Source organism: Shewanella vesiculosa (assembly GCF_009994065.1).
Lineage (GTDB): Bacteria > Pseudomonadota > Gammaproteobacteria > Enterobacterales > Shewanellaceae > Shewanella > Shewanella vesiculosa.
The window spans coordinates 25,773-40,821 of record NZ_JAACSD010000007.1 but is presented as its reverse complement, the minus strand read 5'-3'; the positions used below and the strand labels follow the sequence as shown (position 1 = coordinate 40,821).

At 42.4% G+C, this 15,049-nt stretch carries 13 protein-coding genes; 9 read left to right on the top strand and 4 right to left on the bottom strand.

Going from position 1 to position 15,049, the window contains the following annotated elements; translation table 11 throughout:
- The first annotated feature begins 39 nt into the window (after positions 1 to 39).
- The gene (locus GW828_RS08330) at positions 40 to 1,383 is read left to right on the top strand and encodes a hypothetical protein (protein ID WP_273059202.1); all 1,344 of its coding nucleotides are present in this window, start codon (positions 40 to 42) and stop codon (positions 1,381 to 1,383) included.
- Positions 1,384 to 1,596: 213 nt separating this feature from the next.
- On the opposite strand, the gene GW828_RS08325 is transcribed toward GW828_RS08330, so the two are convergent.
- Entirely contained in the window at positions 1,597 to 2,466 is an 870-nt protein-coding gene (locus GW828_RS08325) for a diguanylate cyclase domain-containing protein (protein ID WP_182723652.1), read from the bottom strand.
- A gap of 859 nt (positions 2,467 to 3,325) precedes the next feature.
- Between GW828_RS08325 and hisG the strand changes: the two genes are divergently transcribed.
- The 8 genes from hisG (at position 3,326) to hisIE (ending at position 10,691) form a co-directional block, all read left to right on the top strand.
- Positions 3,326 to 4,225, top strand: coding sequence for an ATP phosphoribosyltransferase (hisG, locus tag GW828_RS08320; protein ID WP_124018136.1), 900 nt, complete (start codon positions 3,326 to 3,328; stop codon positions 4,223 to 4,225).
- Positions 4,226 to 4,230: 5 nt separating this feature from the next.
- Positions 4,231 to 5,517: a histidinol dehydrogenase gene (gene hisD, locus GW828_RS08315; protein WP_273059199.1), complete on the top strand. Its 1,287-nt coding sequence runs from the start codon at positions 4,231 to 4,233 to the stop codon at positions 5,515 to 5,517.
- A gap of 72 nt (positions 5,518 to 5,589) precedes the next feature.
- Positions 5,590 to 6,663: a histidinol-phosphate transaminase gene (hisC, locus tag GW828_RS08310; protein WP_273059197.1), complete on the top strand. Its 1,074-nt coding sequence runs from the start codon at positions 5,590 to 5,592 to the stop codon at positions 6,661 to 6,663.
- Positions 6,664 to 6,784: 121 nt separating this feature from the next.
- Positions 6,785 to 7,852, top strand: coding sequence for a bifunctional histidinol-phosphatase/imidazoleglycerol-phosphate dehydratase HisB (gene hisB / locus GW828_RS08305; RefSeq protein WP_124018133.1), 1,068 nt, complete (start codon positions 6,785 to 6,787; stop codon positions 7,850 to 7,852).
- 9 nt (positions 7,853 to 7,861) lie between these two features.
- Positions 7,862 to 8,512 (top strand): imidazole glycerol phosphate synthase subunit HisH, encoded by a 651-nt coding sequence (hisH, locus tag GW828_RS08300; protein ID WP_273059195.1) that lies wholly within the window; start codon positions 7,862 to 7,864, stop codon positions 8,510 to 8,512.
- A complete protein-coding gene (gene hisA, locus GW828_RS08295) occupies positions 8,509 to 9,246 on the top strand; it encodes a 1-(5-phosphoribosyl)-5-[(5-phosphoribosylamino)methylideneamino]imidazole-4-carboxamide isomerase (RefSeq protein ID WP_273059193.1) in 738 nt (245 codons plus the stop codon). The genes hisH and hisA overlap by 4 nt, the downstream gene beginning before the upstream one ends.
- A complete protein-coding gene (gene hisF / locus GW828_RS08290; protein ID WP_273059191.1) occupies positions 9,228 to 10,001 on the top strand; it encodes an imidazole glycerol phosphate synthase subunit HisF in 774 nt (257 codons plus the stop codon). Before hisA ends, hisF begins: the two co-directional genes overlap by 19 nt.
- A gap of 51 nt (positions 10,002 to 10,052) precedes the next feature.
- Complete coding sequence (hisIE, locus tag GW828_RS08285; protein WP_273059190.1) at positions 10,053 to 10,691, top strand: bifunctional phosphoribosyl-AMP cyclohydrolase/phosphoribosyl-ATP diphosphatase HisIE; 639 nt, start codon at positions 10,053 to 10,055, stop codon at positions 10,689 to 10,691.
- A gap of 151 nt (positions 10,692 to 10,842) precedes the next feature.
- On the opposite strand, the gene lpxM is transcribed toward hisIE, so the two are convergent.
- The 3 genes from lpxM to pheT form a co-directional block, all read right to left on the bottom strand.
- Positions 10,843 to 11,778 carry a lauroyl-Kdo(2)-lipid IV(A) myristoyltransferase gene (lpxM, locus tag GW828_RS08280; RefSeq protein WP_124018128.1) on the bottom strand — a complete coding sequence of 312 codons (936 nt, stop codon included), beginning with the start codon at positions 11,776 to 11,778 and terminating at the stop codon, positions 10,843 to 10,845.
- Positions 11,779 to 12,348: 570 nt separating this feature from the next.
- Entirely contained in the window at positions 12,349 to 12,648 is a 300-nt protein-coding gene (ihfA, locus tag GW828_RS08275; protein WP_011637176.1) for an integration host factor subunit alpha, read from the bottom strand.
- 3 nt (positions 12,649 to 12,651) lie between these two features.
- Positions 12,652 to 15,039, bottom strand: coding sequence for a phenylalanine--tRNA ligase subunit beta (pheT, locus tag GW828_RS08270; RefSeq protein WP_273059184.1), 2,388 nt, complete (start codon positions 15,037 to 15,039; stop codon positions 12,652 to 12,654).
- Positions 15,040 to 15,049: the final 10 nt, after the last annotated feature.

The window sequence follows — 15,049 nt, the reverse complement described above, 5'->3', positions numbered from 1 at the left end:
TGAATCGAGCAAACACAGTAAGCTTAAGGAAAAGCAGTAATGAAATGGTTAATCGTGGTGGTAATAAGTTGGTGTATCGGGTTTATCAGTTATCCACTGATCTGGCCGAGCGACGTCATAGACACAACTAAAACCCCAGAGGAGTTGACTCAAACTCCACAAACCAACACGCTAAATTCGCTATCGGCAGACAAACTAGCTTTGCATTCAGTAAATTATCCTTCGCAAAACTCTCTAGACCGCGATGCCTTTAAGGCGTCATTAAACAGCGATGAAACACCTTACATGTCGATTTTTCGTATCATGCAATTGGCTGAACAAGATCCCCTTGAAGCATTGCTCGTTGCCCAAGAAACGCAACACGAAGACTTATACGGTTTAATTTTAGAAATCGCTGGAAAAATGCAATTTTCGAACGTGATCTCATGGTTAGAACACCAAAAATCCACTGAGCTATACGAATCATTACTCGACAGTTATTTGCGCGCTCTAGCGACCGTTAATCCACAGCAGGCGTTAAACGAGATTGATTTATTAGCAGTAGAGCCGATGAAGTCATCGATAATGATGTCGATTGTCGATTCATGGGCAAGCTCAGATGCAATAGGGGCATTTGAATGGTTAAAGTTACAACCTGAAACACAATCGACCTTAAAAATGTACTTAAATACTATGTATTATTACATTGAACAATCACCTAATGAGGCTGCAAATCTTATTGCATCGTTACCATTGAATGAGTCGACAAATTATCTGATTACCTCGATGGTATATCAGCTAGTTGAAAAGAATATTCAAGAAGCTGTTGATTGGTTGGACGGCATTGCAGTTGAACAACGCGCCAGTGGCGTTTTCATTATTTCACGCAAAATGGCAGAAACCGATCCAGAGGCCGCGTTGATTTTTTTAAATAATCAAAAACAAAGCTACAATTTAAACCAAGACTATTTCAATAGCGCCCTAGCAGAAATCGCCAGTGTTGAACCTAACATGATGTTAGCCAGACTTGATAACTACGAGGCTAGAGTGCAACGCGATATTATTATTAACGCTAGCTATGCCCTGGTAGAATATTCTGAAAACGATTTTTTACAATTGATTAATCCATTGTCTGATAACAACAAAGATATTGCATTAAATCAACGTTCAGCTCAGCTGAACCAAACAGATCCGCAGCAAGCGTTTAATGTAGCCGAACTCATTAATGACCCCGCAACACGACTAGAATCGATTATAAATACTATTACTGTGTGGAGTGGATTTGATAAGCGATCGGCGCTGGCAGCCATTGATAACTCAAGCCAACTAACGGCCAGTCAAAAAGGTGAAATCAGCACTCAAATACAATTACAGCTGACATCGTCAAATATTATTTATCCATAAATGCCCATTATGAGATGGCCTTCATGACTTGCTGAGTGACTCTATGTGATAATTTAACAATATCAGTATGCTGTTATCAATTCATGATAAACAAAACAGATTAAACACTAGGTGTGCTGAGAGAGGATGCGGGTTAGATGCGGTTTTTTGCTTAAAAAGGGTATGATTTAAACTGACAATATAGGCTAAGTAACCAGCTGAGTTAGCACTATATCAACTGACATTGACTCTATTTCCACCCGCATTTTTAGCACTATACATAGCCTTATCTGCATGTTGAATCAATTGCTGTTCATCATCACCATCATCAGGATAACGTGCCATACCAATACTAGGGGATAGCTGCAGAACGAGATCATCAAACCGATAAGGTTTATCGAGTTCAGAACGAATGTTTTCAGCAATAACAAGCACTTTCTCTAGAGAATTAATACAGTTTAGTACAACTAAAAACTCATCGCCGCCAAAGCGTCCAACCGTATCCGATTTACGAACACAATGGCGTAAACGTTGAGCTATACTCTTTAACAGTTTGTCACCAACCAAATGGCCATAACTGTCATTGACATGCTTAAACCCATCAATATCAATAAACAGTAATGATAAAGATGCTCCCTCACGACGCGCTAACCCTAATGACGTTTGCAAGCGTTCAAATAACAATGCTCTATTGGGCAATTCTGTTAATGGATCATGTCCTGCAATGTAATGAAGTTGTTGTTCCATTTTTTTGCGCTCAGTGATGTCGTGAGCAATCGCAATCCTCAACTGATGATCTTCTGACCACCTTGCTGACCACAGAATATCAACTATGTTGCCATCTTTGCGGACCCAACGATTTTCAAAACGCCGCTGATGCACTCCGCTCATCAGTGTTTCAACAACTTTAAGTGTTTTTAGTCCATCATCAGGATAAACAAAATCTATCATTGGTTTATTGATGACTTCAGCTGGTGCATAGCCAAATATATCTTCAAACGCTGCACTCACAAATACAAAACAACCACTTTTATCCACTACACAAACAGCATCAAGCATTAAATCCATAACTTCCCTAAGCGCAGCTAGGTCAATGGTCTTCATACAATGCATACCCCGATAACGTTGTTTTATCACTAATAAAGCAATATGTAATATTATGAGCTTAGTTAAATATACTCAATGACTTTAATGAATATCCTTTAATGACACCCATTAAAGGAGTGTAATGTGTGAAGCCATATTAGCAACAAAGTATAGTGTATCGATTCAATAAAAAACAAATAAACCATTAACAATATTCACTTTTCACTCCAATTTTGACCTATTTTACCATCAGCTTATGACCTTTCCGATGTATTAAATGAGTAAAATTAATACAACATAGTATTTAGTATCATTAGATAATCAACGACTCAATGGTTACAAAAAAGTTAACCCGAAGATAACACCATCCTGTAAATTTGGCTGACTGCTGTCCTAACGGTGAACAAATAAACTCATATCGCTTTATTAATAACCAATAAATATCTTGTTATTGGTTTATTTAGGTAACTTGACATTAAACTTATAACTTATGCAAAAATTTTGACCTGTAAATCGCATTTTATGTTTATTGACTATTGCAAACTGTTATAAATACGGTTAAGTTTAATCGTATAGTTTTTAGCGAATAATTAATGTAAACGTAATGGTTAATTGATAGTCAATAACAACCATTACAGCAAGCATACTTAAAGAGTAATTAATATGAACATCCAAGTGACTACATTCCACCATCATCACCATATGCGGTAGCCTTCGGATGCTTACTGCCGAAGGATGTTATCCTTCTGGTGGTGAACAAAATTTCACATAAACCCCTGGAAGGAATTTCAGGGGTTTTTTGTTTTTCTAAATTTATATTTTTATTTAAGCTTTTAAATTTACAGAATTTTATATTTAATACATAAGGAAGTATCACATGAGTGAGTCAAAACGTTTACGTATCGCCATCCAGAAATCAGGCCGTTTATCAAAAGAGTCTCAACAGTTACTAAAAAGCTGTGGGGTTAAATTTAATGTAAATGAGCAACGCTTGATTGCACACGCAGACAATATGCCAATCGATTTATTACGCGTTCGTGATGATGATATTCCAGGCCTAGTAATGGATGGTGTTGTTGACTTAGGTATTATCGGTGAGAACGTTCTTGAAGAAGAGCAAATTGAGCGTCAACTCGCAAACAAGCCTGCTGAATGCACTAAATTACGTGAGTTAGATTTCGGTTCATGCCGTCTATCATTAGCTGTACCCAATGAGTTTGAATACAAAGATGCCAACTCACTTGAAGGCTTACGCATTGCAACCTCTTACCCGAATTTGCTGCGCCGTTTTATGCAAGAAAAAGGCATTAACTACAGCGATTGTATGCTAAAGGGCTCGGTTGAAGTAGCGCCACGAGCAGGATTGTCAGACGGTATTTGTGATTTAGTCTCTACAGGTGCCACCCTTGAAGCGAATGGCTTGTATGAAACTGAAGTGATTTACCGTTCAATGGCGTGCATCATTCAATCTAATACAACTCAATCAACTGAAAAACAAGCACTAATCAATAAAATCCTATCGCGTGTTAATGGCGTTATCCGTGCTCGCGAAAGCAAATACATCTTATTGCACGCGCCAATTGAAACCTTAGATCAAATCGTTGCCCTACTCCCTGGAGCTGAAAACCCAACCGTATTACCACTAAATGACGACACTAATAGGGTGGCAATTCACGTTGTAAGTACTGAAGATTTATTCTGGGACACAATGGAAGAATTAACTGCGCTAGGTGCAAGCTCAATTCTGGTCATGCCTATTGAAAAAATGATGGGGTAACACAAATGCAAATTCTCGATTGGGCTTCTTTATCTACCGAACAGCAACGACAAACCTTAGCGCGTTCTCCATTAGTGGGTGACGCAAGTGTTGAGCAAGGTGTTCGCAACATTATTGAGCAAGTTAACGCTCAAGGTGATAGCGCATTATTGGCTTATAACAAACAATTTGACGGTGTTGAGCTAACAGAATTAGCGTTATCAACTGACGCCATTGCTGCAGCATGTGCACGAGTGGGTGACGACGTTAAGCAAGCAGTTGCACAAGCGGTCAACAACATTGAAACCTTTCATAAGGCGCAAGTGTTTCAGGGTGTAGATATTGAAACTCAAGCAGGAATTCGTTGTGAACTCAGAAGCGAGCCTATCGAGCGTGTTGGCTTATATATTCCAGGCGGTACGGCACCATTAATCTCAACGGTCATGATGCTAGCCTTACCGGCAAGAATAGCCGGTTGTGGCAAACGCGTATTAGTCAGCCCTCCGCCAATTAATGATGCAATTATTTATGCAGCCAATGTTTGCGGCATTACCGATATTTTCCAAGTCGGCGGCGCGCAAGCCATAGCAGCACTGGCTTTTGGAACAGAATCCGTACCAAACGTTGATAAAATATTTGGTCCGGGTAATCGTTACGTGACTGAGGCGAAACGCTTAGTGTCACAAGACAGCCGTATTAGCGTATCAATTGATATGCCAGCGGGTCCTTCTGAAGTACTCGTTATTGCTGACAAAGATGCTAATCCTGCTTTTGTAGCATCAGATTTATTGTCTCAAGCAGAACATGGTGTTGACTCGCAAGTGATGCTAGTGACCGATTCATTAGCACTGGCAGAGCAAGTCAACCAAGCATTAATTGAGCAATTAGCACCATTGAGCCGTAAAGACATCGCCGCAGAAGCGCTTAAATGCAGCAGAAGTATCATTGTCAGTGATATGGATGCGGCCGCTAAAGTGTCTAACTTGTATGGCCCGGAGCATTTGATTATTCAAACGGCTGCACCTCGGGAAGTACTAAAGCAAATTCGCGGTGCGGGTTCTGTGTTTTTAGGCGCATTCACCCCTGAATCGGTTGGCGATTATGCCAGTGGCACCAACCACGTGTTACCGACCTATGGTTACAGCCGTTCGGTATCTAGCTTGTCATTAGCCGATTTTAGTCGCCGCTTTACAGTGCAAGAACTCAGTCAGCAGGGATTACAAACCTTGGGGCAAAGTGTCATGGTATTAGCAGAGAATGAGCTTTTAGATGCGCATAAAAATGCTATCGCAATCCGTTTAGCCAGTATGTAACTGTTAAGCCTAGAGCAAAATCTGTCGTGTTCAGTTAACACCTTATTAGAGTTGAAAGTAGAGAGCATAGCCATGAGCCAGACCCAAGTAGCGACTTTTGATCCAAACACCTTGGCCAGACCCGAATTACTCACGTTAACACCTTATCAAAGTGCCAGACGTATTGGCGGTAGAGGTGATATTTGGATCAATGCCAATGAATCGCCATTTAATAATAGCGACCTTGATAAAGTGAACCGTTATCCAGAATGCCAGCCACCTGAACTCATCAATGCTTACAGCAGTTATTCCGGTGTGAAAGCCAGTAACATAATTGCCAGTCGTGGCGCTGATGAAGCGATTGAATTACTCATTCGCACCTTTTGTATCCCTGGCGTCGACAGTATTGCTTGCTTTGGACCGACTTATGGCATGTATTCAATTAGTGCCGCAACCTTTAATGTGGCTGTCACAGCGCTAAGTTTAACCGACAACTATCAGTTACCTGACGCGTGGCCAACCCAAATAGGCAATGCAAAAGTAGTGTTTATTTGTAATCCCAATAATCCAACCGGCACCGTACTTGCTAAAGACAAGATTGAACAAGCCATTCAAGCGGCGCCAAACTCGATTGTAGTGGTCGACGAAGCCTACATTGAATTTTGCCCAGACTACAGCGTGGCTGATTTACTTGATCAGTACCCTAACCTTGTGGTGTTGCGTACCTTATCAAAAGCATTTGCCTTAGCTGGTGCTCGTTGTGGCTTTATGCTTGCGAGTGATGCCATTATCGATTTAGTGATGCGAGTTATCGCACCGTATCCAGTACCTTTGCCAGTATCTGAACTTGCGGTAAGAGCCTTAAGTCCAGCTGGCATCGATACTATGCGAACTCAAGTCGCCAGTTTAATTGAACAAGGCCAACGCTTAAGCGTTGCGTTAACTGCCTATGGCGCTAAAGTGCTGCCTGCTAATGGTAACTATATGTTAGCAAAATTTGACGATGTTAGCGCTGCAGCCAAACGATTAAGTGATTCCGGCGTGGTTGCCCGTGCATACAAAGATCCACGCCTTGCTGATGCAATTCGCTTTAGCTTTACCAATGAACAACAAACCAATTTGATTATCGCTTTGTTTGAAAAAGCGCTGTCAGAGTCAGTAGCATAAAAGTTAAAGCCCTATCAATAGATACTGTGATTAACCTATTGATAAACACATAGATCAAATTGAATAGATAAAACCAACAGATTAAAACAAATAAAATTACACCCTATTTAAGGCATTGAACATGAAACAGAACATATTATTCATCGATCGCGATGGTACATTAGTGGAAGAGCCTGCCATCGACAAGCAGCTCGATAGTTTGGCAAAACTAGTGTTTGAACCACAAGTGATCCCAGCGTTACTTAAATTGCAAAAAGCCGGTTTTCGCTTGGTGATGGTCAGCAACCAAGACGGTTTGGGCACACCTTCGTTTCCAAAAGAAGACTTTGATGCCCCGCACGACATGATGATGCAAATTTTTGCAAGCCAAGGTGTAGTATTTGACGATGTGGTTATCTGTCCACACTTTAATGATGAAAACTGCAGCTGCCGTAAACCTAAACTAGGTTTAGTAAAAGACTACTTAACCCAAGGCAAAGTAGATTTTACCACTTCAGCAGTGATTGGCGATCGTGAAACCGACGTTGAACTAGCCAATGCAATGGGCATTAAAAGCTTTAAATACAATCGTCAAACGCTCGACTGGGACGCTATAACCAGTGCTTTATTAAGTAAAGGTCGCGTGGCAACAGTAGTGCGTACCACCAAAGAAACCAACATCAAAGTGACCATCGACTTAGATAATCAAAGCAAGGGAAAGATTGAAACCGGAATCGGCTTTTTTGACCACATGCTGGATCAAATTCAAACCCACGGTAACTTTAAAATGGACGTGCATGTTGACGGCGACCTAGAAATTGACGACCACCACAGTGTAGAAGACACCGCACTGGCCATTGGCGACGCGATTCGTCAAGCCCTTGGCGACAAGCGCGGTATCGCTCGTTTTGGGTTCAGCTTACCCATGGATGAAGCCAGCGGCGAGTGCCTAATGGACATTTCTGGTCGCCCATTCATAAAGTTCAATGCTGACTTTGATCGTGAAATGGTCGGTGAAATGGCTATCGAGATGGTGCCACACTTTTTCCGCTCATTCGCTGATGGCCTACGTTGCACCTTACACATTGGTTCGCAAGGCGATAACGATCACCACAAAGTAGAAGCACTGTTTAAAGTGTTAGGCCGTACGCTTCGCCAAGCGGTGAAAGTGGAAGGTGACATACTGCCATCAAGCAAAGGTGTGCTGTAAGGAGTTCATGTGACACAAGTATCGAATACTTCAAACGCTACCAATGATCTTACCGTGATTATTGATACCGGCTGTGCCAATTTAAGCTCTGTACGGTTCGCTTTTGAGCGTCTGAATGCCAATGTCTTAGTCAGTGCTGACTTTGATGTGATCCGCAGCGCAGCAAGAGTGGTATTGCCAGGTGTTGGCACCGCTGGTGCGGCAATGGACGTCTTAAAACAAAAACACCTAATTGAGCTGATTAAAAGCTTAACGCAACCTGTTATGGGCGTATGTTTAGGCATGCAAATGCTGGCATCATTGTCTAATGAACATGGTGGTCGTAGCGAACAAAATATCACCTGTTTAGGCTTAGTGCCGACTGATATTGGTGACTTAGACAGCAAAGGTCTGCCCTTGCCGCACATGGGCTGGAATCAAATTGAGGTGAGCGATCACCCATTATTTGTCGGCATTGAAAATGGCAGCTACGTGTATTTTGTTCACAGCTACCGTGCGCCAATCAGTGAATATACCCTAGCCAGTAGCACTTATGGCGAGTCATTCAGTGCCGCCATTGGCAAAGGTAATTTTTTTGGGGTGCAATTCCACCCAGAAAAAAGTGCCAAAGTGGGCGCACAAATTTTGCAGAACTTCTTAAACATGGGGACACCACAGTGATTATTCCTGCCATTGATCTAATTGACGGCCAAGTGGTGCGTTTGTACCAAGGTGACTATGACAAGCAAACCACCTTTGACTTAAGCCCTCTGGCACAATTGCAGTCTTATCAAGCCCAAGGGGCGAAACTGCTGCATATCGTCGACTTAACCGGTGCTAAAGATCCTAATAAACGCCAAACCCAATTAATCGCTGAACTTGCTGCAGGGCTTGATGTTGATATTCAAGTCGGCGGCGGTATTCGAACTGAAGCGCAAGTCGCAGAATTATTAGCTATCGGTGTTAAGCGTGTAGTCATTGGATCTCTTGCGGTTAAAGAGCCTGAGCTGGTAAAAAGCTGGTTTGTAAAATACGGCAGTGAAGCCATTTGTTTGGCTCTGGACGTCAACATCAACGATAACGGCGAAAAAATTGTCGCGGTATCGGGTTGGCAATCGGGTGGTGGTAAGTCATTAGAGTCGTTAGTGGCTGAATTTGAAACCGTCGGCCTTAAGCATGCATTGGTGACTGATATCAGCCGTGATGGCACCTTAACTGGCGCCAATACGCAGCTCTACACTGAACTTGCCGCGACTTACCCTACTATCCTTTGGCAAGCCTCTGGTGGCATTGCTACGCTCGATAACGTTGCCGCAGTTCGCAACAGTAAAGCATCGGGTATTATTATCGGCAAAGCTTTATTGATTAATCAATTTACCGTCGAGGAGGCAATACAATGCTGGCCAAACGCATAGTTCCGTGTCTTGACGTTCGCGAAGGTAAAGTGGTTAAAGGTATACAGTTTCGCAACCACGAAATTGTCGGTGATATCGTTCCCCTCGCCGCACGTTATGCCGAAGAAGGCGCTGATGAGTTAGTGTTTTATGACATTACCGCCAGTGCACACGACCGGGTTATCGATAAATCCTGGGTAAGCCGCGTTGCTGAACAAATTGATATTCCGTTTTGCGTCGCCGGTGGAATTAAAACCATCGAGCAAGCACGCGAAAAACTCGCTTTTGGTGCGGATAAAATATCAATTAACTCGCCTGCATTAAGCGACCCGAGTTTGATATCACGCCTACAAGATGAGTTTGGCCGCCAGTGTATCGTTATCGGCATTGACTCATTTTATGATGCTGCAACTGGCAGTTACAAAGTAAAACAGTTTACCGGCGATGAAGCAGCGACCAAAGACACTCAATGGTATACTCAGGATTGGGTTGAAGAAGTACAAAAGCGCGGTTGTGGCGAGATTGTATTGAACGTCATGAACCAAGATGGCGTGCGCGGTGGTTATGACATCAAACAACTTAGCATGGTACGCGCTATTTGCGATGTGCCGTTAATTGCTTCTGGCGGTGCAGGTACTATGGAGCACTTTAAACAAGTGTTTGAACTTGCCAAAGTTGACGCCGCATTAGCAGCAAGTGTGTTTCATAAAGGCATCATTGATATTGGTGAGTTAAAACGATACTTGCACACCAATAACATCGCGATTCGTTTATAAGCTTAGATTTTTACGAGACTAAACATAGCCTCACCCAAAAAGAGATTACAAATGACAGACATCAAATTTGATAGCACAGGCGTAGATTGGGACAAGCAACAAGGCTTGATACCAGCAGTGGTGCAGCACCACCTAACGGGCAAAGTGCTTATGCTAGGTTATATGGATCAAGCGGCATTAGAGAAAACCTTAGCCACTAAACAAGTGACCTTTTTTAGTCGCTCTAAACAACGTTTATGGACCAAAGGCGAAACCTCTGGTAACACGCTTGATCTCATCGCTATCGACAAAGACTGCGACAACGACAGCTTTTTAGTGCAAGTGATCCCTAACGGCCCAACCTGTCATACAGGAACAGAAAGCTGCTGGAAAGATGGTAACGCACACCCTTTTATCGATAATCTGACTAAACTGATTATTTCCCGTAAAGGCCAAAGTGCAGATTCAAGCTATACTGCCTCACTATTTGAACGCGGTACTAAACGCATTGCCCAAAAAGTCGGTGAAGAAGGCCTTGAAACAGCCCTTGCCGCAGCCACTCATGACAAAGAAGAGTTAGTCAATGAAGCATCGGATTTGATGTATCACTTAATTGTGTTGCTTGAAGATCAAGGTTTGTCGATGGCCGATATTAATCAAAACTTACTAAACCGCCATACCAAAGCCAGCAAGTCTGCCACCGGTCAGTAACGTTTTAGCCCATTTTATTAGTAAAAAAGACGCCGAGGCGTCTTTTTTACTAATATTATCAAAGTCATGGTTGTCGTTAAACAACTGATACACACTACAACGAATGAGTAGAAGATCATGACCGATAATAATGCATTCAAATCGTATATGATTAATAAAATTCTTTTTCACCCGGAGGGCGAGTTTTCAGTAGTTTTAAAAACCACATGTATTGTTCTGGATAGGCATTAATCACTTGCTCAACCACTTTATTTAATGCAATAGCTTCGTTCTCTTTACCAACCATCTCTTGGGGATTTATCGCTGGCATCACAGTCATAATAAATTGCTTAGCTTGTTGATCGTAACCAATCTTAACTGGCATGACTTGGGCATTACCTGCTTGAGCTAAGCGCCCTACGACCGGTAATGTGGCTTTCACTGTGCCCATAAAAGGCGCAAATATACTTTTATCAGGTCCGAGATCTTCATCAGGCAAATAGAAAAAACTATTATCGTTTTTTAATTCGGCCAACAAGGCTCTGATCCCTGCTTCACGCATATACACACGTCCACCTTGACTGCTACGCATTCGATTACTAAACCAATTAAATAATCCATTTCGATGTGCTTTAACCATAGTCACTAACGGAATTTCTAAGTTGATTCTCAGGCCCGCGTATTCCATCGGCCAGACATGCGGCATAATAAAAATGATCGGTTGCTTAGCATCTCGAGCAGCTTGCACATTTTCAAAGCCATTTAGTTGAATACGGCGTTTTAAGTAGGCTTTAGACCGAATAAGCAACTCAGCTTGTGACAATAAGGTAATCACAAAAGTCTCAACATTTTGTTTAATTAACTCATCGACTTCGTCAGGCGACTTATCAGGGAAACAATGGGTAATATTAACCTTTGCGATTCGTATTGGTTTGCTAGCTACTTTCATCACCACGCGGGCCAATAATTTCGCAATAGGATCTCTTACTGTTGCGGGAAGAACACCAAACAGAAACAACACGGCGATGGCTAACCATGTTCCCCAGTAACGAGGATGCAGTAATGATTGCTTAAAACGAGTGTCAAAATATTTTGCTTGTCGTGCCAAAAGAATCTCCAAATAAACTGACCGTGAGCCACGGCAAAAAATAATATACTAACAAGGCCATTATACTCGTGATTAAGGAGTGCAAACCAACATTATAATCAACAATAACAAAACGACAGTGTCACCTATAGCATCGCTCTGACGCACAAGACAGCGTCAATAAGATTATCCGATATCACAATTTGAAATACCAATTCCATTAATTACGTGCTCAATCAGAGTCACTGAGTTTTTTCAGTTTCAGGCACATTGTTGAAATAATGCTTGTCCCTCATAAAACAATGCCACAAAAAATGGAAAGCTTAAGTCACTCCCACGGGCGGGTTTTGTACCATCAGCACGGCTTAATATAATTATTGAGGTAGAACAACTATGCCTACAATCCTATTACTTGCCTAGAAGGCACAACACTCCCACTGAATGACCAGATAAATATTGGAATGGGTATAATATCCATAATCAATACAGATGATAAACAGTATTCGTCAAACTCAAAAACAAAAGAGCCACTCAATTAAGAGTGGCTCTTCGTAATACAGATCCGATCGGATTGGCGTATTAACTAGTGAATTATTTTTTACCCGAGTTTGCCGCTTCAACTCGTGATTTTAGCTTCTGTCCAGGACGGAAGGTAACAACACGACGTGCAGAAATCGGAATATCTTCACCAGTTTTCGGGTTCCTTCCCGGTCTTTGATTCTTGTCCCTAAGGTCAAAGTTGCCAAAGCCAGATAACTTGACCTGCTCACCACTTTCGAGTGCTTCACGAATTTCTTCAAAAAAAGACTCGACCATCTCTTTAGCCACACGTTTGTTAATGCCTAATGTTTCAAAAAGATGTTCTGCCATTTCGGCTTTGGTAAGTGCCATACTTTAATCCCTCAACGATGCGTTGAACTCGGTCTTTAGAGCCAATACCACTGATTCCATAGCCTCAGTAATATCTTTATCTTCAAGTGTGCGAGTAGTGTCTTGTAACGTAAGTGCGATGGCTAGGCTCTTTTTGCCAGGCTCAACACCTTTACCTTGGTATACATCGAACAAGTTTAAGCCAACCAACTGATTTTCGCCAACTTTTCTTATCAAATTCATAACATCAGTTGCAGAAACAGTTTCATCTACTACTACCGCGATGTCGCGACGATTGGCAGGAAACTTAGATACAGCTTGGGCTAGCGGCAAACGGGCGTGCAATAATGCATCCAGTTCTAACTCAAAAACAATTGTTTTACCATTGAGGCCAAACGGCTTTTCCAAACTAGGATGGATAGCACCGATGTAACCAATGACTCGATTATTTCTCAATATTTCAGCACATTGACCTGGATGCAGCGCAGGATGTGTTGCCCCTTTAAAACTAAATTCTGTAGAGGCAACTGTCAAGCCGATTATTGCTTCTAAATCACCTTTTAAATCAAAGAAGTCGACAGTTTTCGATTCCATTGACCAATGTTCGTCATTTTGAACACCAGAAATAACCGCGCCCAGCATAGCTTGTTGACGAACACCAGAATCTGCTTGTGCATCAGGAACAAAGCGTAAACCGGTCTCAAATAAACGTACTCTATTTTGCTGACGGCTTTGGTTGTAACCTACAGCAGTCAATAATCCAGTAAACATCGACAAACGCATGGCTGACATTTCAACTGAAATCGGGTTTGGCAACACCATGGCTTCTTCGCCTGGGTGCACAATATTCTGCATTTTTGGATCAACAAAGCTGTAGGTCACCGCTTCTTGGAAACCTCGTGCAACAAACATACTGCGCACACGCTTAAGCGAGATATCAGCTTCTTGGTGATCAGACATGCTTAATGCAGCCATAGGGGCAACGTTAGGAATGTTGTTGTAGCCGTAAATACGCGCCACTTCTTCGATCAAATCTTCTTCAATCGCCATATCAAAACGATAAGTCGCAGTGGTCACATTCCATACATCAGCGTTGGTTTGCACGCTAAAACCTAAACGTTCTAGTATTTCAACCACGTCAGAGTCAGGAATAAAGTGACCTAAGGTTTTATCTAACTTGCTACGACGCAAAGTAATATTAGCCGCTGTTGGTAAATGCTCCGCAGACAAAGCTTCAATCACTTGCCCTGCTTCGCCACCACAGATATCTAATACTAGGCGAGTAGCACGATCCATCACCTTATGTTGTAGCTCAGGGTCAACACCACGTTCGAAACGGTGTGACGCGTCTGTGTGTAAGCCTAAACGACGTGATTTACCCATAATGGCTAGTGGTGAGAAGAAAGCACATTCCAAAAGGATGTTTTGGGTGTGTTCACTCACACCGGTACTCTCACCACCAAACACGCCTGCCAATGCAACAGCTTGTTTATCGTCGGCAATCACTAAGGTGTCGTTAGGTACAGTAATTTCGTTACCATCTAGCAAAGTTAACTTTTCAACACCATCTGCCAAACGCACAGTAATGCCGCCGTTTAAGGTAGCTAAATCAAACGCATGCATTGGCTGACCAAATTCGATCAACACATAGTTGGTGATATCAACAATTGGATCAATTGAACGAATACCGCTGCGACGTAGCTTTTCTTGCATCCATAATGGCGTAGCAGCTTTAACATTAATGTTCTTAACCACACGGCCTAAGTAACGAGGGCACAAATCTGGCGCCACAACATTAATGCTAAACGGTGCGTCAATAGTCGCTGTAACAGCTTGCCAAGAAGGCTCGGTCACTGCTTGACGATTTAATACGCCCACTTCGCGCGCAAGCCCTGCCATGCCTAAACAATCAGCACGGTTAGCTGTCAAATCAACATCAATAATGGCATCATCTAATTGCAAGTATTCACGCACATTTACGCCTAAAGGCGCATCTAGTGGTAATTCGATAATGCCATCACTTTCGATGTCCATACCTAACTCGCCATACGAGCACAACATGCCCATTGATGGTTGACCACGTAATTTGGCTTTTTTGATTTTAAAATCGCCAGGCAATATTGCGCCGACCATAGCTACCGCGACTTTTAAGCCTAAACGGCAGTTTGGTGCGCCACAAACGATGTCGATAAGTTCATCGCCGCCAACATTAATTTTGGTAACGCGTAGTTTATCGGCATCAGGATGCTGGCCACATTCAACCACTTCACCAATGATCACGCCGCTAAAATCGCCAGCTACAGGATCAACACCGTCAACTTCAAGGCCGGCCATGGTGATTTGGTGTGATAATGCGTCACGACTTACTGATGGGTTAACCCACTCACGAAGCCAAGATTCACTGAATTTCATCTAATTTTTG